Here is an 18,497-nt window from a genome sequence, read left to right as displayed (position 1 = left end):
CGCGCCAATCTGCCCGCAGCATGGATCAGGGAGGCGACATGGACGCGGCGACTCGCGCGGAGTTCGGGGTGGAAGGGGAATGGCACGTGGCGAAGCGCCACCGCATCCGCTGGGCGGAATGCGACCTCTACGGCCACGTGAACCACGCCGCCTACCTCATCATGTTCGAGGACATGCGTGTGGAGCACTGGTTCTCGCTGGGCCAGGAATTGCGGCCCGATGCGCCCGGTCCGGTCGTGGCGCGGCTGGAGGTCCGCTACCTGCGCGCCCTGGGCTTCCAGGACGACGTGCTGCTGACGCTGCGGACCACCGGGTTCCGCAATACCAGCTACACCCATGAATACGCGGTGTGGAAGGACGGCCTCTGCTTCGAGGCCAAGGCGCTGCTGGTCTGCGTGAAGGACGGCGCCAGCACTCCCATCCCGGATTCGGCACGGGCCGGGATGGAGGCGGCACTGCGGTGTTAGCTGCAGGTCAGGACCAGCGCGTTGCGGATGTCCTGCTCCGTCATGATCCGCACCACGTTCGCCGCCGCGAAGCGCGTCGTCGCGCCCGGGCCGAGGGTGAGGTTCACCTCGTTCATGAAGCTCTGCTCCACGCCGGGGCGCGAGAGGGTGCCGGTGACGCGGTAGGTGCTTGAGGGAGTGCGGTTCCTGATCCTCACATCGGCCGTCTTCAGGTCGCTGCCCGGCCCCATGCGCGGCACGCGCGAGGTGCTGAAGGTGACGCTGACCACCTCCATCAGGTTGTTCTGCACGCAGTTGACCGAGGCGGTGCGGACGGGCGCGCTCTGGGCCAGCGCCTCGCCGGCGGGCATGGCGAGCGCCAGCGGTACGGCGAGGATGGCGGCGAGGGCTCCGATGCGGATCATGGCGATGCTCCTTCTGATGCGGGAATTGTGTCAGGGCAGGGGGGGTGCCGCCACGGCACCGCCCCGATCGCCCCGATAGGCGCAGCCTTTCAGCCGAGGCGCTCGCGCCGCGTCGGCTCCAGATCGTCTTCCAGGAAGCCCTGCAGGATCGCGTCCATCCCCGGCTGCGGCCGGAAGCCAAGGCGCCGGGCGCGTTCCGCCGTGAAGGCGGCAGGCCACCCGCCGACGATGGCGGCGACATTGGCGTCGGGTTCCGGCTTCACCAGCGCGCGCTGCTCCGGCGTCAGCACGGAGAGCATCTCCGCCACGCTCACGCTCAGCCCTGGCGGGTTGATGCCGCGGTCGAGGCCAAGCGGTGCCGTATCCATGGTCATGGCATGGTGCAGCCAGTCCACCGCGATGCGCGGCGAGCAGACCCAGAGGCGGAAATCCTCCCCCACGGGCAGTGGCGTCTCCAGCCCCAGCAGCGGCTCGCGTAGGATGGCGGAAACGAAGGAGGAGGCCGCCTTGTTGGGCCGCCCGGGCCGGATGATGACAGTGGGCAGGCGGATGGAGACGGCATCCAGCATCCCGCGGCGCGACGCGTCCTGCAGCAGCAACTCCGCCGCCGCCTTCTGCGCCCCGTAGGAATTGGTGGGGAGCTGCCGCGCCTCGTCGGGCAGCATCGCCGCCTGTCCCCCGCCGAAGGAGGCCACGGAGGAGGTGAAGACCACGCGCGGAGGCTTGGCCAGTTGCCGGCAGCGCTCGATCACCGCCAGCGTGCCGCGCAGGTTCACGTCGAGGCCGAGATCGTAATCCGCCTCCGCCGCCGCACTCACCACGGCGGCGAGGTGGATGACCGCATCCGTCCCCTCGGGGATTGCGCGCGCGAGTGCCACCGGATCCGTGACGTTGCCGGCCAGGCGCTCCGCGGGGAAGGGCGCGTCGAGCGGCGGCGGCTCGGCCATGTCGAACAGGGTGAGGCGGGTGGCCGCCCCCTCCGCGGCGAGGCGTGCGGCGAGCTTGCGGCCGAGGAACCCCCCGCCGCCGAGGATGGCGATCTGCATGGCGCGGAGGTTGCCGGAGCGGGGGCCGCCCGCCAAGCTGCCCGTCATGGAGCAGCTCTTCCTCAATCCACGCCACGGCACGCCGGGCGTCGTCGTGCTGACCGAAGGCGGGTTCCGCCGCGCCCGCGCCGAGATCGAATCCTGGCAGGGCTATGCACCGACGCCGCTGCATGAGCTTCCATGGCCCGGCATCGGCGCGCTGTTCTGGAAGGATGAAAGCGCACGTTTCGGCCTGCGCTCCTTCAAGGCGCTGGGCGGGGCCTATGCGGTGATGCGGGCTCTCTCGGCGGAGCTGGCCCGGCGCGGCGCAGCGCGCGCGCCGGACGGGAAGGCGCTGGAGTCCGGGGAACTGGCCGAGGAGACGGCGGAGGTCACGGTCACCTGCGCGACGGACGGCAATCATGGCCGCAGCGTCGCGTGGGGGGCACGGCGCTTCGGCTGCCGCTGCGTGATCTTCGTGCACGAGCATGTCAGCCAGGGCCGCCGCGACGCCATCGCCGCCTTCGGCGCCGAGGTGCGCGAGGTGAAGGGCAATTACGACGACAGCGTGCGCGAGGCGCAGCGCGTGGCCGAGGCGGAAAATTGGCTCGTCATCTCCGACACCTCCTATCCCGGCTACACCGAGCCGCCGCGCGACGTAATGCAGGGCTACCGGTTGATGGCGGCCGAGGCGCTGGAAGCGATGGGCGCGCCGCCCACCCATGTCTTTGTGCCTGGTGGGGTAGGGGGCGTCGCGGCCGCCGTTTCCGTCCAGCTTCGGGCGAGCGGGGCGCGGAATGCGCGCCTCGTCATCGCGGAGCCCGACCGGGCCGCCTGCCTGCTCGAATCCGCGCGTGCGGGGGAGGCGGTGGCGGTGGCGGGCGAACTCGACACGATCATGGCCGGGCTGGCATGCGGCGAGCCCTCGCTGCTGGCGTGGCAGGAGCTGGAGCGAGGTGCCTTCGCCTTCATGGCCGTGCCGGATGACGGCGTACCGGCCGCCATGCGCCGCCTGCGCGCGGAAGGCATCGAAGCGGGCGAAAGCGCCGTCGCCGGGCTGCTGGCGCTGGAAGCGGCGCTGGCACGGCCGGAATGGCGCGACGCGCTGGGGCTGGATGGGGCAAGCCGCGTGCTGGTCTTCGGCACGGAGGGCGCGACGGACCCCGCTCTCTACGAGCGCATGACGGCCAACTGATCCCCTTCACGCGACCGACATAAACGTGTCACATGCGGGCAACCGCCGGGGTCTAACGCCCGCGGACCAGACATATTGGGAGTCGCCTGCATGCTGCGTCGTCGTCAACTGGGCCTGGCCGCTGCCGGGACCTTCGCTCCCGTCGCGCTTGCTGCGCCCGCGCTGGCCCAAAACGGCCCCGTCGAGATCCAGTTCTGGCACGGCCTGGCCCAGCCGCTGGGCGGCATGCTCGAATCCATCGCCAACGACTTCAACAACTCGCAGAGCCGCGCCCGCGTCGTCTCCACCTTCCGGGGCGGTTACCCCGAGACGATGGTGGCCGCCATCGCCGCCTTCCGCGCCGGCACCGCGCCGCACATCGTACAGATGTTCGAGGTGGGCACGGGCACGATGATGGCAGCTGGTCGCGCCATCAAGCCGCTTCACGAGCTGCTGCGCGACACCAACGTCAACATCAACTTCGACGACTACCTGCCGGCGGTGCGCGGTTATTACAGCCTCGCCGACGGGCGCATGATGTCCATGCCGTTCAATTCCTCGACGGCGATCATGTTCTACAACAAGGATGCCTTCCGGCGCGCCGGGCTCGATCCGGAGGTGGCACCGAAGACCTGGGCTGAGCTTCGTCAGGCCGCGCAGCGCATCAAGGCGGCGGGGCACGAGATGCCCTTCACCACCGCTTGGCCGACCTGGACGCAGATCGAGCAGCAGAGCGCCATCCACAACACCGAGATTGCGAGCCAGGAAAACGGCTTTGGCGGGCTGAACACCGAGCTGCGCGTCAACAACCCTCTGATGCAGCGCCACTTCGCCAATCTGCTGGAAATGGGGCGCGAGGGGTCCTTCCGTTGGGGCGGACGTGACTCGGCGGGCGACGCCGTCTTCGCTTCCGGCCAGGCGGCAATCGTTCATGCTTCCTCCGGCGCGCGGGCGCGCTTCGTGCGCGAAGTGCCGGGCGGCGCGGCGAATATCGGCGCGGCGATGCTGCCTTATTACGAGGACGTGCCGGGCGCGCCGATCAACTCCATCATCGGCGGCGCCTCCTTCTGGGCGATGAATCGCGGCCCGAACGCGCAGCGCAGCGCGGACGAGAACCGCGCCATCGCCGAGTTCTTCGCCTTCCTCGCCCGGCCCGAGGTCGCGGCGAAGTGGCACACCGACACGGGCTTCCTGCCCGTCACCCGCACCGCCTTCGAGCGCGTGCGCCAGAGCGGCTTCTACGAGCAGAACCCGGGCGCCGACGTGCCCATCCAGCAACTCCTGCGCGGCGACCGCATGACCGGCGCCAGCCGCGGCATCCGCCTGGGCGGCTTTGTCGAGATCCGCGTCATCATGCAGGAAGAGATGGAGCGCGCGCTCCAGGGTCAGCAGGCGGCTCCGCAGGCCTTGCAGAACATGACGAACCGGGGCAACGCGGTGCTGCGCAACTTCGAGCGCACGAACCGCGGCTGATCCACGAAGGGAGCGCCTGTTGCGTAAGGTTCACTTCAAGGGCGTGGCGCTTCCCTACCTGCTGTTGCTGCCGCAGCTCATCATCACCGGGCTGTTCTTCTTCTGGCCGGCGGGTATGGCCATCTACCAGTCCTTCCTTCGGGAGGATGCATTCGGCCTGTCCAGCCAGTTCGTCGCCTTCGAAAATTACGCCGACGTGCTCTCCGACCCGACCTGGTTGGAATCGGCGGCGCGGACCGGGTTGTTCTCAGTCAGCGTCGCCCTGCTGGCGCTCGGCGTGGCGCTGTTCCTCGCCGTGCAGGCGGACAAGCACATCCGCGGTGCCGACACCTACAAGACGCTGCTGGTCTGGCCCTATGCCGTAGCGCCGGCGCTGGCCGCCGTGCTGTGGCTGTTCATGTTCCACCCGAATATCGGTCTGTTCGGCCGGCTACTGAACGGGCTGGGCATCCCCTGGGACTACCGGCTGAACGGGGGGCAGGCGCTGACGCTGGTCATCCTCGCCTCCGCCTGGAAGCAGGTCTCCTACAACTTCATCTTCTTCCTGGCAGGGCTGCAATCCATCCCGCGCTCCGTCCTGGAGGCGGCGGCGATCGACGGCGCCAGCCCGATGCGTCGCTTCTGGACAGTGGTGTTCCCGCTGCTCTCGCCCACGGCCTTTTTCCTGCTCGTGGTCAACCTCGTCTACGCCTTCTTCGACACGTTCGGCGTCATCCATTCGCTGACCCAGGGCGGGCCGGGCAAGAGCACCGAGACGCTGATCTACCGCGTCTACACGGATGGGGTGATGAACCTGAACCTCGGCAGCAGCGCGGCGCAAAGCGTCATCCTGATGATCCTGGTCATCGTCCTGACCGCCGTGCAGTTCCGCTACGTCGAGCGGAAGGTGCACTACTGATGGACCTTGCCGAGAAGACGCGACGCCGGCAGCGCCGTGACGCGATTATCACCCATCTCTGCCTGATCCTGGGCGTGCTGATCTTCGCCTTCCCGATCTACCTCACCGTCATCGGCTCCACCCATGACGTGAACACGATCGGCCGAGGCGACGTACCCCTGCTGCCGGGCGGCGAGGCGGTGGCAAACTACGCCCAGGCCTGGGAGGCGGGGGGCGGGCGCTACATGGGCACGCCGGCCGGGCGGATGCTCGCCAACAGCCTGGTCATGGCGCTGCTGATCGCCTTCGGGAAGATCGCCATCTCGCTCACCAGTGCCTATGCGGTGGTGTTCTTCCGCTTCCCCGGCCGCATGGTCTGCTTCTGGCTGATCTTCATCACGCTGATGCTGCCGGTGGAGGTGCGGATCATCCCGACCTTCCAGGTCATGGTGGATCTTCAGCTGATCAACACAATGACCGGCCTCGTGGTGCCGCTCATCGCCTCGGCGACGGCGACGCTGCTGTTCCGGCAATTCTTCCTCACCATCCCGGACGAATACGTGGAGGCGGCGAAGATCGACGGGGCGGGGCCGCTGCGCTTCTTCAAGGACGTGGTGCTGCCGCTCTCGGTCACCAACATCGCGGCGCTCTTCGTCATCCTGTTCATCTATGGCTGGAACCAGTATCTCTGGCCGCTGCTGATCGTGAATGACCGCTCGCTGGAAACCATCGTCGTGGGCCTCACCAAGATGATCGGCGGCGGCGACTCTCAGAATGAGTGGAACGTGATCATGGCAACGGCGGTCTATGCCCTGCTGCCCCCCGTCGCGGTGGTCCTGCTGATGCAGCGCTGGTTCGTGAAGGGCCTGACGGAGACCGAGAAGTAATGGCGACGCTGCACCTGCAGGATATCCGCAAGTCCTTCGGCCCCACCCAGGTCCTGCACGGGGTCACCCTGGATGTGGCCGATGGCGAGATGATCGTCATCGTCGGCGCCTCGGGCTGCGGCAAGTCCACCTTGCTGCGCATCGTGGCGGGGCTGGAAACGCAGACCTCCGGACAGGTCGTCATCGGGGGGCAGGACGTGTCCGGCCTGGAACCCGCCGACCGCGACGTGGCGATGGTGTTCCAGAACTACGCGCTCTACCCGCACATGTCGGTCTTCGGGAACATGGCCTACGGGCTGAAGATCCGCGGCGTCCCGAAGGCGGAGATCGAGCGGCGGGTGAAGGAGGCCGCGGAGCTGCTCGGCATCGGCGCGCTGCTGGAGCGGCGGCCGCGTCAGCTCTCCGGCGGCCAGCGCCAGCGCGTCGCCATGGGCCGCGCCATCGTGCGCGAGCCCAAGCTCTTCCTGTTCGACGAGCCGCTCTCCAACCTCGACGCCAAGCTGCGCGTCCAGATGCGCGCCGAGATCCGGCGGCTGCAGCGCCGCCTCGGCGTCACCAGCCTTTTCGTGACGCATGACCAGGTGGAGGCGATGACGCTCGGCGACCGCCTCGTCGTCATGCATGGCGGCCACGCGGCGCAGATCGCGACGCCGATGGAGATCTGGGCGCGGCCCGCCGACACCTATGTCGCGGGCTTCATCGGCAGCCCGGCCATGAACTTCCTTCCCGCGACGCTGAGCCATGGCGGAGCGGTGGCGACGCTCGCGGGCGGGCTGGCCGTTCCGCTTCCCGGACGTGCCGGCGCGGATGGCGCGGGGGTGCTGATCGGCATCCGGCCTGAGCATCTGCGTCCCGGCGCGGGGGGGCTGTCGCCCACCATCGAACTCGTGGAGCCGCTGGGCAGCGAGAGCGTGCTGCATGGCCGCCTGCCCGATGGCAGCCCGCTCACCGCGCGGCTTCCCGGTGCCGTGCATGCCGAAGGCGCCTTGGCCCTCACCCTGCCGCCCGAGTCGCTGCACGTTTTCGATGCCGGATCCGGAAAGAGGATTGAAGCAGGCGCCTGACACGGCCAACTTGGCCGCAAATCAGGGAGACACGTCCATGCTTCGTCGTCAGGCTCTCGGCCTCGCCGCCGCCGCGCCATTCGCCGCGCGCTCTGCCTTCGCTCAGGGCTCCGACTGGCCCAGCCAGCCTGTCCGCCTCGTCGTGCCCTTCGCGGCCGGCGGACCCACCGATATCCCCGCCCGCGTCATCGCGGAGGAGATGTCGAAGACCCTGCCGCAGCGCCTCGTGGTGGAGAACCGCACGGGCTCGGGCATCGTCGTCGGCACGGACATCGTCGCGAAGGCGCCGAAGGACGGGCACACCATGCTCTACAGCACCATCGGCCACGCCGTGGTGCGCGCGCTGTTTGACCGCGTGCCCTTTGACCCGGTGGCCGATTTCACGCCCGTCGCCCTCATCGGTCAGGTGCCGATGATCCTGATGGTCAACAGCAACTTCCCGGCCCGCACCCTGCCGGAACTGATCGAGCTGATCCGTGCCAATCCGGGGCGCTACGACTACGCGTCCTCCGGCAATGGCGGCGCCGTCCATCTCGCCTCTGAATTGTTCCTCGCCATGGCGGGCGGGCTGCGGATGAACCACGTCGCCTTCCGCGGTTCGGCGGCGGCCATGCCGGACGTGCTGGCGGGGCGCATCCCGATGATCGTGGATGTGGCGGCCAGCGCGCTGCCCTACCTGCAGCGCGGCGAGATGCGGGCCCTCGCCATCTCCACCCGCGCGCGCTCGCCGCTGGCGCCGAGCATCCCGACCTTCATCGAAGGCGGCGTCGCGGATTACGAGGCCTATACGTGGCACATGATGCTGACGCCCTCCGGCACGCCGGAGGCGGTGGTCCGCGCCGCCAATGCCGCGGTGAACCGTGCGCTCGCGGTGGATGCGGTGCGGAACCGGCTGACGGAACTCGCGGTTCAGGTCGTGCCGGATTCCACGCCGGCAAGCGCCGCCGCCTTCCTGCGCTCCGAGATCGAGAAATGGGAGCCGATCATCCGCTCCCGCGGCATCACGGTGGGCTGATCGGCGCGAAGGCGGCCGCCTCGGGCCACACGGCCACGGGGCGGCCGGCCTGCCATTGCGAAAGGACGGGCTGGGCGCGGAGATTCTGCCCCCGCTCGTCCAGCCGCCAGCCCCAGCCATTGGGCAGCGTTCCCTCGGGCTGGTCCACATTGCCGAGCGCCTGGCGCAGCGCCAGCTTCTCGCTCGGGGCCGCCAGCACCGTGCGCGCGCCGCTATAGGCCGCCAGGGAAAGCCCGGCACGCGGGGCGGCGCCCCAGCGGCGCTGGTAGAGTTCGGCGAAGGGCCGCGCCCCAGGAGCCAGCGCTTCCGCCGTCGCCACCGGCGGCACGTCCAGCACGAAGCTCCCTTCGATCCCCGTCGCGCGCGCCAACTCGGCGAGGCCCCAGGCGCTGCCAAGCCCCATGATGACGGGCGGGCGCCATGACGCCTCGGCCAGGGCGCGCAGCAGCGCGGCGGCATCGGCCTCGCTCCCCGCGTGCAGGAGGGCGCTGGTGCCGGCGGTGCGCAGGCGCTGCACCAGCGCCGGCATCTCCGCCGTGCGCGGCGCGTGGGTCAGCCGCTCCAGCACGGTCAGCCCCGCCTCGCGCAGCCGCGCCTCGCAGGCCTCGGCGAGACTGGCGGGGGAGGGTGAGGCCTCGTGCAGCAGCGCGATGCGCAGCGCCTCGGTGGGCTGGCCGAGCCAGCCCGGCAGGACGCGCATGAGTGCCCCGGCCGCCACCGCGCCGAAATCCGCGGCGCGGGGACCCGGGCGGAGAAGCCAGCGCGACTGGCGCTCCAGCAGGACCTCCGCCGTCGCGACAAGCTCGACGAAGGGCACTTCCAGCGCATCCACCGCCTGGATGGCAGCGAGGGCGGAGGTGACGTTGCCGCTGCCGAAGAGCAGCATGCAGCGCTCCGCCTGGACGAGGCGCCGCGCCTCCACCAGAACCTGCGCGGCGTCGCCGGCTTCGGCGCGAACCAGCCGCGTCGGCCGGCCGCGTTCCTCCACCGCGAGTTCCAGCCCCCGCAGCGCCTCGTCGCCCAGCAGGGAGGAGGCGGGGAAGATCGCGCCGATCCGCGACTCCGCCGGCGCCTGCGCGAAGGCAGGAGCGGCGAGGGCGAGCAGCGGCAGGGCGCGACGGCGGATCACACGCCGATTGTCGCGCCGCGCCGCCCGCCGCGCAACTTGACGCTGCGGGTCGCGCGGCGTTCTTTGACGCCAACCGAGGAGGAGCCCACGCATGCCCGACACCATGACCTTCATCGCCCATGGCAGCGGCGGCGGCCCCGATGTGCTGGTGCCCTCCACCGGCCCGGTGCCGAAGCCTGCAGCGGATGAGGTGCTGATCCGCGTCGAGGCGGTGGGGGTGAACCGGCCCGACGTGGCGCAGCGCGAGGGGCGCTATCCGCCGCCTCCCGGCGCCTCACCGATCATCGGGCTGGAATGCGCGGGCGAGGTGGTCGCGGTGGGCGATGCGGCGAAGAAGTTCCGCGTCGGCGACAAGGTCTGCGCCCTGACCAATGGCGGCGCCTATGCGGAGTTCTGCACGGCCCCAGAGGCGCAGACCCTGCCCTGGCCCAAGGGCTTCGACGCGTTGCGCGCCGCCGCCATCCCGGAAACCTATTTCACCGTCTGGGCCAATCTCTTCGGCACGGCGCATAGCCCGGGCGGACAACTTGCCCCTGGCGAGACGGTGCTGGTGCATGGCGGCACCTCCGGCATCGGCGTCACCGCCATCCAGTTGGCCAAGGCCTTCGGCAGCCACGTCATCACCACCGCCGGCAGCGACGAGAAATGCGCCGAGGCGGTGAGGCTGGGCGCGGACCACGCCATCAACTACCGCACGAAGGATTTCGCCGAGGAGGTGAAGCGCATCACTGACGGGCGGCTCGCGGATGTGGTGCTGGATATGGTGGGCGCGCCTTATTTCGCGCGGAACCTGCGGTGCCTGCGCATGGATGGGCGGCTGGTGCTGATCGCCTTCCTGGGTGGCGAGACGGCGGAAAAGGTGGATCTGCGCCCGATCATGGTGCGCCGCCTGACGGTCACCGGCTCCACCATGCGGCCGCGCACCACGGCACAGAAGGCCGAGATCGCCGATGCGCTGCGCGAGAAGGTCTGGCCGCTGCTGGAGAAGGGCGTCGCCTGCCCGCGCATCCACGCCACCTTCCCGCTGGCCGAGGCCGCCAAGGCCCATGCGCTCATGGAGAGCAGCCAGCATATCGGCAAGATCATGCTCACGGTCTGACGCGGCGTGACACAGGCCCGGGCGCTCCGCCTGCTGCTGATGGCGGTGGTGCTGTTCGGCGGGGTCTGGCCGGTGACCAAGGATGCGCTGCGCGACGCGACGCCGCTGTGGTTCGGCTTCTCTCGCGCCGCGCTCGCCGCTGTCGCGACGGCCTTGCTGATGGCGGGGATGGGCCGGCTGCGCCTGCCGGGGCGCGCCGATCGGCCAACCGTGCTGGCGGTCGGCACGCTGCAGATCGGCGCCTTCTTCGCCCTGGCGCATGCGGCGCTGCTGCATGTCCCGGCGGGGCGGACAGCGGTGCTGGCCAATGTCACCATCTTCTGGCTGGTGCCGCTCTCCGTCTGGATGCTGGGGGAGGCGGTCTCGGCGCGGCGCTGGGTGGCGGCGGCGATCGGCTTGGCCGGTGTGGCGGTGATGACCGGGCCCTGGGCCTTCGACTGGTCCGCGCCGGGAATGCTGTCCGGCCATGCGCTGCTGCTCGGCGCCTCGCTATGCTGGAGCCTGGCCATCGTGATTACGCGGCTGCGCCCGCCCCAGACGCCGATGATCGCGCTCCTGCCCACGATCTTCACGGTGGGCGCGCTGGTGCAACTGCCGGTGGCGCTGTGGCGGGAGCCGTATGGCGGCCTGGGTTGGGACGCCGCCTTCCAGGCCGGATTCATCGGGCTGTTCGCGGCGCCGGTGGGCACCTGGGCGTTGATCGAGGCGGGGCGAAACCTGAACGCGGTCGTCGCCTCGCTCGGCTTCCTGCTCGTGCCCGTGGTGGGCGTCGCGCTGGCGACGCTGTGGCTGGGCGAGCCTTTGGGGTGGGATCTCCTGTTGGGCGGCGCGCTCGTGGTGCTGTCCGTGGTGCTGGCGGCGAAAGGATAGGAAGGGCATGCGGCTGAGGCTGGTGGAAATGGGGGAGGGGCCGCCGCTCGTGCTGCTGCACGGGTTGTTCGGCGCGGCGCGCAACTGGGGCGGCATCCAGAAGCAGCTGGCGCGGCGCTTCCGCGTCCTCGCGCCTGACCTGCGGAACCATGGCGAAAGCCCGCACGCCCCCGGCATGTCCTATGCGGCGATGGCCGAGGATCTCGCGGAGACGCTGCACGCCCATGGTGCCGCCGGCGCGACGGTGCTGGGGCATTCCATGGGCGGCAAGGCGGCGATGGCCCTGGCGCTTCGCCACCCGGAGATGGTCGGTCGCCTCGTTGTCGCCGACATCGCGCCGCGCCGCTATGCCCCTTCGCTGCGCGGCTATGTCGCGGGAATGCGCGCCATGGCGCTGACGCCCGGCCTCGCGCGGCGCGACGCCGACGCGGCGCTCGCCGCCTCCGTTCCCGAGCCCGGCATCCGCGCCTTCCTGTTGCAATCCCTCGACTTCGATTCCGACCCGCCGCGCTGGCGCATCGGGCTGGAGCACATCTCGGCCGGCATGGCCGAGGTGGAGGATTTCCCCGCGACGGGCCGCTACGAGGGACCGGTGCTGGTCATCGCCGGGGAGCGCTCCGACTACATCCAGCCGGAGGACCGCGCCCTGTTCCTTCGCCTCTTCCCGCAGGCGCGCTTCGCGGTGGTGGAGAAGGCGGGGCACTGGGTCCATTCGGAAAACCCTCGTGGCTTCCTGGCCGTGCTGGAGGATTGGCTGTGACCGGCTTCCCGGTCACCTCCACCTATGCGGCGCTGCTCGCCCTCCTGCTGCTCCTCCTGTCGCTGCTGGTGATCCGCCAGCGCTTGCACAGCCGCGTCGTGATCGGCACGGGGGAAGGCGAGGCGCTGCTGCGCGCCTCCCGCGCCCAAGGCAACTTCACCGAATACGTGCCGATGATCCTCGTGCTCCTGCTGCTGCTGGAAGCCAGTGGCGCCTCGGCGGGGCTGCTGCATGGCATCGGCGCCGCGACGCTGCTGGGGCGGGTGCTGCACGGCTTCGGCATCTCCCGCAGCCCGGAGTGGCTGCGCTTCCGGCAGGCCGGCATGGCGCTGACCTTCGGGCCGCTCGCGGTGGCGGCGGTGGCGCTGCTCCTGCGCTGAACAGCAAAATTCCTTGACGCGGGGCGCAACAATCCCCATTCATGGGGTATGTTCACGCCGTTCACATTTCGCTCCGGCGCGCGACCTCGCCCCCGCTGGCATCGTGCCGCTTGCACCTGGGGGCCGGCGAGACAATCTGCCGGGCATGGAGATTCAGCCGCGTTCTTCCGCCCTGCTTCCGGGCCTGCCGCTGCCGCTTCGCATCGCGATCGGCTTCGGGCTGCTCAGCCTCTGCCTGTGGCTGCCGGCCTTCGTGGCCATCTTTCGCTGATGGAGAAGTCGCGCAGGCGCTGGCCTGACATATCCAGTCGGCCGGTGGCACGCTTCGGCTGGCGCGTGTGGCTGCTGCCCATGTTCCTCTGGCCGCTGGCGATCGACGTGGTGACGGAGATCATCCGCGGTCGCCCACTGCGCCTCGTGGGTGGGGTGCTTGCGTTGTACCTTGCCTGGAAAGCGGCGGCGCTTCTCGCGACGCGCAGCGCGGGTGCCAACCGGCGCGGCGCCGCGCTGGTCGGCGTCGCGGCGGGGCTCACCGCCGGGCTGGCCGCGGGAATGGGCCCGCTGATCTCGGTCGCGCTCGGCTTCGGGGCCTGGGCGGGCACGCGCCTCCTGACGGAGGATTTGCCGGAGGAGGCGCCTGTTGTGCCCCCGGCGCCCCCGCCCGCTCCCGAAGTGGACCCGCTGGCGCCGCAGCGCGTCCAGCTTCAGCGCATCGCCGACGCCGCGCCCGCTCTGCCGCATGCAGCCGAGATGGAAGGTGCCGTTTCCGCACTGCGCGACGTGTTGGACGAGCTCGCCCTGCGGCCCGCGCGCCTGCCCGATGCGCGCCGCCACCTCAACCTGCAGCTGGACGGGCTGTCGCGCATTGTGGACCGGCTGGAAGCGGGCGCCACGCCACCCGAAACGCTGCCCGCCCTGCTCGGCGAGATCGCCGCCTCGGCCCGGCGCCTGCGCGCCGAACTCAACAGCGCCGAGAGCGAGGCGCTGGATATCCAGGTGAAGGTTCTGGCGGAAAGGCTGCGACAGGAAGGACCATGAGCGAAACCACCTCCACCCCCATGCCATCGCCCATTCCGCCCACCCCTGCGCGTGAGGCGGAGGTGGCGAAGCTGGCCGCCGCCATCGACATCAACGACAGCGGCTCCATCCTGCGCTTCGGCGCAGCGGCGCAGTCGCGCGCCCAGGCGGCGGCGGACGCCATGCTGGAAGGCGCGAAGAACCAGGATACCGGCCCAGCCGGGCAATCCCTGTCCGAGATGCTCTCGGCGCTGCGCGGCTTCGACGTCACGACGCTGGTGGGCAAGAAGCCGACCTTCCTCCAGCGCATCTTCACCAAGGCCGGCGCCGACGCCACCGCGATCCTCCAGCGATACGAAGGAGTGCGCGGCCAGGTCGAGACGATCGGCGACCGGCTGGACGATCACCGCACGCGCCTCCTGGAGGATGTGGAGCGGCTGGAGCGGCTCTACACGGCCACGCTCGACTGGTTCCACGCCCTGGCGGACCACATCGCGGCCGGCGAGCAGGTGCTGCACCGCACGGATACGGAGGTGATCCCTGGCCTCGTCGCTGCGACGGAGAAGGGGGACGACCCCATCGCGCCGCAGCGCCTGCGCGATGCCCGCTCCGCCCGCGACGAGCTGGAGCGGCGCGTCCATGACCTGCGGCTGACGCGGCAGGTGGCGATGCAGGCGCTGCCGTCCATCCGGCTGATCCAGGAGAACGACAAGGCACTCGCCTCCAAGATCCAGTCCGTCCTGGCCAACACCGTGCCGCTCTGGCGCCAGCAACTGGCACAGGCCCTCGCCATCCACCGGATGCGCGAGGCGGGGCGCGCGGTGAAGCAGGCCACCGACCTCACCAACAAGCTGCTTACCGCCAATGCGGAGACACTGCGCACCGGCAATGCCGAGGCGCGGGTGGAGCTGGAGCGCGGCACCTTCGACCTGGAGGCGGTGAAGCAGGCCAATGCCGCGCTGATCGGCACGATCGAGGACAGCCTGCGCATCGCGGATGAGGCGCGCACGATGCGCCGTAATGCGGAGAAGGAGCTGGCCGCCTGCGAGCAGGCGATCCGCCGCGCGCTCACCGCAGCCAAGGGTCCGGCCGTGGCGCGCTGAGCCGCGACGCGCGGCGCTGGCGCACGTCCGGGGCGCGTCAGGCGGAGAGGGCCAGCCCCTCAATGCGAAGCGCCTCGCGCAGTGCGGCGAGTTCCGAGGCGGTCTCGGGCGCGCCATCCACCAGGGCGCGTCGCGTGCGCCGCGCCGGGCCGGCGACGCGCTCCATTTCCAGGTACGCCGCCGCGCCTGCCAGGGCGTGCAGCCGCTCCGGAAGGCGCGGATCGCCCGGCTGGGCGGCGAGCACGGCGTCGGCATGGCTGCGCAGCTCCGCCTCGAGCGCCGGGCGCAGCGTTCCGAGGCCGGTGTTCCGCTCCGGCTCCGTCCCCGCCAACTCGGCGAGAAGGGCGAGGAGACGCTGCCGCTCCACCGGCTTGGCGATGTGGCGTTCCATGCCGGCCGAGCGCGCGGCGGCGATGTCCTCCGGAAAGGCGCTCGCCGTCACTGCGATGACGGGGGTGGCGCCGACCGGGCCGGGCAGGGCGCGCAGGCGGCGCGTCGCCTCCATGCCATCCATGCCAGGCATCATCACGTCCATCAGCACGGCGTCGAAGGCCTCGCCGCGCGCCGCCGCTGCCTCCACCGCTTCCAGCGCGGCCTCGCCGCCCGTCACGCAGGTCAGCCCGAAGCCGGTGGTGGCGAGCAGGGCGCGCAGCACCGCGAGGTTGGCGGGGGAATCATCCACCGCGAGGATTCGCAGCTTGCGCAGACGTGGTTCCGCCACCAGGGCGGGAAGCGCCGCCTCCACCAGAGGCAGATCCAGCCGGAAGGTCGCGCCGCGCCCGTCCGGCCCGTCCAGGCAGGCGATGCTGCCGCCCATCAGCGCGGCGAGCCGGGCGGAGATGGAGAGGCCGAGCCCGGTCCCCTCTACGTCGGCGGGGGAAAGCTTGCCAAAATCCGCGAAGAGCGCCGCGCGCTCCGCCTCCGGCACGCCAGGACCCTGGTCCGACACGTCGGCGACGAGGCGTCCGCCCTCGCGCCGCACCTCCAGCAGCACCTCGCTGCCCTCGGGCGTGAACTTCACCGCATTGCCGAGTAGGTTCAGCAGGATCTGGCGCAGCCGCGTCGCGTCGGCGCGCATGCCGGCGGGAAGGCCCGACAGGCGCAGCCGCACCTCGACGCGCCGCGCCGCCGCGACCGGACGGATGATGCTCGCGGCCGCTTCGAAGGGTTCGGCAGCGGGCACTGCTTCCTCGTTCAAGGAAAGCCGGCCCGCCTCCATCGCCGCGAGGTCCAGCACTTCGTTCGCAAGGGACAGGAGGTGGCGTCCGGCCGCATCCACCATCTCCACCTGCCGTCGTGCCTCGCCGGGAAGCGCCGCGGCGCGCCGCAGATGCGCGGTGAGGCGCAGCAGGCTGCTGAGGGGCGTCCGCAGCTCGTGGCTCACATGCGTCAGGATACGGGACTTGGCCTGCATGGCACGCGACGCGTCGTCCCGCGCCTCGGCCAGCTCCTCCATGATCCGCTTCTGCGCGGTGACGTCCGTGTGGATGCCGACGAGGCTGCCATCGGGCAGCCGACTCTGCGCCACGCGCAGCCAGCGTCCGGAAGGCGTCTTGCGGTCAAACGGCTCGCCGGTACGGCGATGCTCCAGCATCCGCTCTTCGAGGTCGCCGGTCGTGCGATAGGCCGGATAGCGACGGGCGATGTCGCGCAGCAGCTCGGTGTAGCTGGCGCCCGGGCGGAAGCCGGGCCGGAGCTCGGCGTAGAGCTCCTCGAGGCGCGGATTCCAGAGGACCAGCCGGTCCTCCGGGTCCCAGAGCGCGAAGCCATCCTGCAGGGCCGCGATGGCGCCCTGCATCTTCCGACGGGCCTCGATTGCCGCTTCCTGCGCGCGCAGGCGAAGCGCGAAGACGGAAGCGACCAGCAGACCGAGCGCCGCGGTCATCATGCCGAAGGCGAAGACCCGCACGATGATGCGCGAGCGCAGCGCGTGCCATTCCCCCAACGCCACGTGCTCCGGCAGGATGGCTGTGAGTGCGATCGCGCCAAAGGGAAGCGCGCGCTGTGTGGAGTGGTGGAGTTCGCTGCTTCCGTCGGCGCCCGTCCTGCGCACCAGCGGGCCGCTCTCCAGCCAGGCGGGGCGAGGCGAAATAGTCGTGCCGATCAGGTGCTCCTGTCCCGCGGCGGCGGCGAGGACGGTGCCGGACGCATCCTCTACATGGAAGCGCAGCGGGTCCGGATGCTGGATGGGCCGCAGCGCCGTGGCGAGGCGAAGATTCGGGATCTCGGCCACCAGCAGCAGCGGCGCTTCGCCGGGCACCGGGAATTCGCGGATGAGGAAGAGGCTCCATCCGCCATCGGGTCGCCGGGTCGGGCCGAACAGGGACATGCCGGGGATATCGTGATGCACGTGGACGGGGGCGTCCGCGGGCAGCGGCGTCGAGCCATCGAGAGGCTGCCCATCCTGGTGGATGGAGAAGGAGTAGCCCAGCGTCTCGGCTTGCAGCAGCCGGACCATACGCAGCTTGTCGGAAGGAGCGACGACGCCTTCGGCGATCAGCGAGGCTACGGCGTCCACGCGGCTTTGCGCCGCGGCCAGTTCGCGCGCGACCGTGGTAGCCGCGAAGTCTCCCGCGCGCTCCAGCAGCGCCTGGGCAGAGGCCTCGGCCAAGTCATCGCCGCGCTCCAGCAGGCGCTGCGTCGCGAAGGCCATGATCGCGAGCAGGACACCGGTCGCGAGCAGGGCCAGCAGGGCTGGACGGCGGGAGGGCGGTTTCGGATCAGGACGCAAGGCGGGCCTTGGAGTTGCTTGCATCCGATCACTACCCTGAGTTGCATTCCGCCGGAAGTTATCTCTTGTTCCGGGAAACTCCGTAAGCGGTTGGCCGCTGCGCCTAAGGCTTGATGAGCGTTCCTGCACCGCCGACGGTGAACAATTCGCGCAGCACCGCGTGCGGCACGCGCCCATCCAGGATGACGGCCCCCTTCACGCCCCGCTCCACCGCGTAGATGCAGGTTTCCACCTTCGGAATCATGCCGCCCGCGATCCACCCATCCGCGATGCCCTGGCGCGCTTCGGCCACCGTCATCTCGGGGATGAACTGCTTGTTCGCGTCCATCACGCCGGGCACGTCGGTCAGCATCAGCATGCGCTCCGCCTCCAGCGCGCCCGCGATGGCGCCGGACACGGTGTCGGCATTGATGTTGTAGGTCTGCCCATCCGCACCCACGCCAACCGGGGCGATGACCGGGATGATGTCAGCGCCGATCAGCAGCTTCAGCACGCGCGTATCCACGTGCTCGGGCTCGCCTACCAGGCCGAGGTCAAGCTCCTGCTCCGTGTTGGAGCCGGGGTCGCGCACCGTGCGTGTCGCCTTGCGGGCGCGGATCAGCCCGCCATCCTTGCCGGATATGCCGACTGCCAGCGCGCCCGCGCGGGTGATGCTCTCCGCCACCTGCTTGTTGACGGTTCCGGCGAGGACCATCTCGACCACCTCGACCATCTGCTGATCGGTGACGCGCAGCCCCTGGATGAAGGTGGACTTCACGCCCAGCCGCCCGAGCATGGCGTTGATCTGCGGCCCGCCGCCATGCACGACGACCGGGTTCACGCCCACCTGCTCCAGCAGCGCGATGTCGCGGCCGAAGCGCAGGGCGGTTTCCTCCTCGCCCATGGCGTGTCCGCCATACTTCACCACGACGATCTGGTCGTCATAGCGCTTCAGGTAGGGAAGGGCGCCGATCATGGATTCCATGGTGGCCTCGGCGTCATTCATCAGGCGGTTCCCCGTTTGGTCGCCGCTTGTTTCCGGG

The 18,497-nt window shown here is 70.4% G+C and carries 19 protein-coding genes; 14 read left to right on the top strand and 5 right to left on the bottom strand.

Going from position 1 to position 18,497, the window contains the following annotated elements; all coding sequences use genetic code 11:
* Positions 1-38: 38 nt before the first annotated feature.
* Entirely contained in the window at positions 39-467 is a 429-nt protein-coding gene (locus tag JTJ31_RS20790; RefSeq protein WP_207540660.1) for an acyl-CoA thioesterase, read from the top strand.
* Here JTJ31_RS20790 and JTJ31_RS20785 read toward each other — a convergent pair.
* Entirely contained in the window at positions 464-871 is a 408-nt protein-coding gene (locus JTJ31_RS20785) for a hypothetical protein (RefSeq protein WP_207540659.1), read from the bottom strand. The genes JTJ31_RS20790 and JTJ31_RS20785 overlap by 4 nt on opposite strands.
* Before the next feature lie 89 nt (positions 872-960).
* A complete protein-coding gene (locus JTJ31_RS20780; RefSeq protein ID WP_236020494.1) occupies positions 961-1,965 on the bottom strand; it encodes an NAD-dependent epimerase/dehydratase family protein in 1,005 nt (334 codons plus the stop codon).
* Here JTJ31_RS20780 and JTJ31_RS20775 point away from each other — a divergent pair.
* From JTJ31_RS20775 to JTJ31_RS20750, 6 genes are all read left to right on the top strand, one after another.
* Positions 1,916-3,091, top strand: coding sequence for a diaminopropionate ammonia-lyase (locus tag JTJ31_RS20775; protein WP_236020493.1), 1,176 nt, complete (start codon positions 1,916-1,918; stop codon positions 3,089-3,091). The genes JTJ31_RS20780 and JTJ31_RS20775 overlap by 50 nt on opposite strands.
* Positions 3,092-3,181: 90 nt before the next feature.
* Positions 3,182-4,543, top strand: coding sequence for a sn-glycerol-3-phosphate ABC transporter substrate-binding protein UgpB (ugpB, locus tag JTJ31_RS20770; RefSeq protein WP_207540658.1), 1,362 nt, complete (start codon positions 3,182-3,184; stop codon positions 4,541-4,543).
* A 19-nt stretch (positions 4,544-4,562) separates the two neighbouring features.
* Positions 4,563-5,441, top strand: a complete 879-nt coding sequence (gene ugpA, locus JTJ31_RS20765; protein ID WP_457852416.1) for a sn-glycerol-3-phosphate ABC transporter permease UgpA — start codon at positions 4,563-4,565, stop codon at positions 5,439-5,441.
* On the top strand, positions 5,441-6,307 hold the full coding sequence (gene ugpE, locus JTJ31_RS20760; protein ID WP_207540657.1) for a sn-glycerol-3-phosphate ABC transporter permease UgpE: 867 nt from the start codon (positions 5,441-5,443) through the stop codon (positions 6,305-6,307). The genes ugpA and ugpE overlap by 1 nt, the downstream gene beginning before the upstream one ends.
* Positions 6,307-7,371, top strand: a complete 1,065-nt coding sequence (ugpC, locus tag JTJ31_RS20755) for a sn-glycerol-3-phosphate ABC transporter ATP-binding protein UgpC (protein WP_207540656.1) — start codon at positions 6,307-6,309, stop codon at positions 7,369-7,371. Before ugpE ends, ugpC begins: the two co-directional genes overlap by 1 nt.
* Before the next feature lie 37 nt (positions 7,372-7,408).
* A complete protein-coding gene (locus JTJ31_RS20750; protein WP_207540655.1) occupies positions 7,409-8,386 on the top strand; it encodes a Bug family tripartite tricarboxylate transporter substrate binding protein in 978 nt (325 codons plus the stop codon).
* On the opposite strand, the gene JTJ31_RS20745 is transcribed toward JTJ31_RS20750, so the two are convergent.
* The gene (locus tag JTJ31_RS20745) at positions 8,373-9,608 is read right to left on the bottom strand and encodes an ABC transporter substrate-binding protein (RefSeq protein ID WP_207540654.1); all 1,236 of its coding nucleotides are present in this window, start codon (positions 9,606-9,608) and stop codon (positions 8,373-8,375) included. The genes JTJ31_RS20750 and JTJ31_RS20745 overlap by 14 nt on opposite strands.
* Between JTJ31_RS20745 and JTJ31_RS20740 the strand changes: the two genes are divergently transcribed.
* The 7 genes from JTJ31_RS20740 (at position 9,607) to JTJ31_RS20715 (ending at position 14,744) form a co-directional block, all read left to right on the top strand.
* The gene (locus JTJ31_RS20740) at positions 9,607-10,614 is read left to right on the top strand and encodes an NAD(P)H-quinone oxidoreductase (RefSeq protein WP_207540653.1); all 1,008 of its coding nucleotides are present in this window, start codon (positions 9,607-9,609) and stop codon (positions 10,612-10,614) included. The genes JTJ31_RS20745 and JTJ31_RS20740 overlap by 2 nt on opposite strands.
* A gap of 6 nt (positions 10,615-10,620) precedes the next feature.
* On the top strand, positions 10,621-11,484 hold the full coding sequence (locus JTJ31_RS20735) for a DMT family transporter (protein ID WP_328805788.1): 864 nt from the start codon (positions 10,621-10,623) through the stop codon (positions 11,482-11,484).
* Between the two features lie 7 nt (positions 11,485-11,491).
* Positions 11,492-12,244 carry an alpha/beta fold hydrolase gene (locus JTJ31_RS20730; protein WP_207540652.1) on the top strand — a complete coding sequence of 251 codons (753 nt, stop codon included), beginning with the start codon at positions 11,492-11,494 and terminating at the stop codon, positions 12,242-12,244.
* Positions 12,241-12,624 (top strand): MAPEG family protein, encoded by a 384-nt coding sequence (locus JTJ31_RS20725; protein ID WP_207540651.1) that lies wholly within the window; start codon positions 12,241-12,243, stop codon positions 12,622-12,624. The genes JTJ31_RS20730 and JTJ31_RS20725 overlap by 4 nt, the downstream gene beginning before the upstream one ends.
* Before the next feature lie 145 nt (positions 12,625-12,769).
* A complete protein-coding gene (locus JTJ31_RS25085) occupies positions 12,770-12,895 on the top strand; it encodes a hypothetical protein (protein ID WP_268957113.1) in 126 nt (41 codons plus the stop codon).
* Between the two features lie 80 nt (positions 12,896-12,975).
* Positions 12,976-13,662 carry a hypothetical protein gene (locus tag JTJ31_RS20720; RefSeq protein WP_207540650.1) on the top strand — a complete coding sequence of 229 codons (687 nt, stop codon included), beginning with the start codon at positions 12,976-12,978 and terminating at the stop codon, positions 13,660-13,662.
* Positions 13,659-14,744: a toxic anion resistance protein gene (locus JTJ31_RS20715; protein WP_207540649.1), complete on the top strand. Its 1,086-nt coding sequence runs from the start codon at positions 13,659-13,661 to the stop codon at positions 14,742-14,744. The genes JTJ31_RS20720 and JTJ31_RS20715 overlap by 4 nt, the downstream gene beginning before the upstream one ends.
* 37 nt (positions 14,745-14,781) lie before the next feature.
* On the opposite strand, the gene JTJ31_RS20710 is transcribed toward JTJ31_RS20715, so the two are convergent.
* Together JTJ31_RS20710 and argB are read right to left on the bottom strand one after the other, a co-directional pair.
* Entirely contained in the window at positions 14,782-17,475 is a 2,694-nt protein-coding gene (locus JTJ31_RS20710; RefSeq protein ID WP_207540648.1) for a hybrid sensor histidine kinase/response regulator, read from the bottom strand.
* 103 nt (positions 17,476-17,578) lie between these two features.
* On the bottom strand, positions 17,579-18,460 hold the full coding sequence (argB, locus tag JTJ31_RS20705) for an acetylglutamate kinase (RefSeq protein WP_207540647.1): 882 nt from the start codon (positions 18,458-18,460) through the stop codon (positions 17,579-17,581).
* Between the last annotated feature and the right edge of the window lie 37 nt (positions 18,461-18,497).

Origin of the sequence: Sabulicella rubraurantiaca (assembly GCF_017355885.1) — a bacterium.
GTDB lineage: Bacteria > Pseudomonadota > Alphaproteobacteria > Acetobacterales > Acetobacteraceae > Roseococcus > Roseococcus rubraurantiacus.
This window is presented reverse-complemented; position numbering and strand designations above follow the sequence as displayed.

What these genes read in the sequence shown, in the direction of transcription:
- JTJ31_RS20790 (WP_207540660.1), top strand. Translation starts at nt 39, where the DNA reads ATGGACGCGGCGACTCGCGCGGAGTTCGGGGTGGAAGGGGAATGGCAC.
- JTJ31_RS20785 (WP_207540659.1), bottom strand. Translation starts at nt 871, where the DNA reads ATGATCCGCATCGGAGCCCTCGCCGCCATCCTCGCCGTACCGCTGGCG.
- JTJ31_RS20775 (WP_236020493.1), top strand. Translation starts at nt 1,916, where the DNA reads ATGGCGCGGAGGTTGCCGGAGCGGGGGCCGCCCGCCAAGCTGCCCGTC.
- JTJ31_RS20780 (WP_236020494.1), bottom strand. Translation starts at nt 1,965, where the DNA reads ATGACGGGCAGCTTGGCGGGCGGCCCCCGCTCCGGCAACCTCCGCGCC.
- ugpB (WP_207540658.1), top strand. Translation starts at nt 3,182, where the DNA reads ATGCTGCGTCGTCGTCAACTGGGCCTGGCCGCTGCCGGGACCTTCGCT.
- ugpE (WP_207540657.1), top strand. Translation starts at nt 5,441, where the DNA reads ATGGACCTTGCCGAGAAGACGCGACGCCGGCAGCGCCGTGACGCGATT.
- ugpC (WP_207540656.1), top strand. Translation starts at nt 6,307, where the DNA reads ATGGCGACGCTGCACCTGCAGGATATCCGCAAGTCCTTCGGCCCCACC.
- JTJ31_RS20750 (WP_207540655.1), top strand. Translation starts at nt 7,409, where the DNA reads ATGCTTCGTCGTCAGGCTCTCGGCCTCGCCGCCGCCGCGCCATTCGCC.
- JTJ31_RS20740 (WP_207540653.1), top strand. Translation starts at nt 9,607, where the DNA reads ATGCCCGACACCATGACCTTCATCGCCCATGGCAGCGGCGGCGGCCCC.
- JTJ31_RS20745 (WP_207540654.1), bottom strand. Translation starts at nt 9,608, where the DNA reads ATGCGTGGGCTCCTCCTCGGTTGGCGTCAAAGAACGCCGCGCGACCCG.
- JTJ31_RS20730 (WP_207540652.1), top strand. Translation starts at nt 11,492, where the DNA reads ATGCGGCTGAGGCTGGTGGAAATGGGGGAGGGGCCGCCGCTCGTGCTG.
- JTJ31_RS25085 (WP_268957113.1), top strand. Translation starts at nt 12,770, where the DNA reads ATGGAGATTCAGCCGCGTTCTTCCGCCCTGCTTCCGGGCCTGCCGCTG.
- JTJ31_RS20720 (WP_207540650.1), top strand. Translation starts at nt 12,976, where the DNA reads ATGTTCCTCTGGCCGCTGGCGATCGACGTGGTGACGGAGATCATCCGC.
- JTJ31_RS20715 (WP_207540649.1), top strand. Translation starts at nt 13,659, where the DNA reads ATGAGCGAAACCACCTCCACCCCCATGCCATCGCCCATTCCGCCCACC.
- argB (WP_207540647.1), bottom strand. Translation starts at nt 18,460, where the DNA reads ATGAATGACGCCGAGGCCACCATGGAATCCATGATCGGCGCCCTTCCC.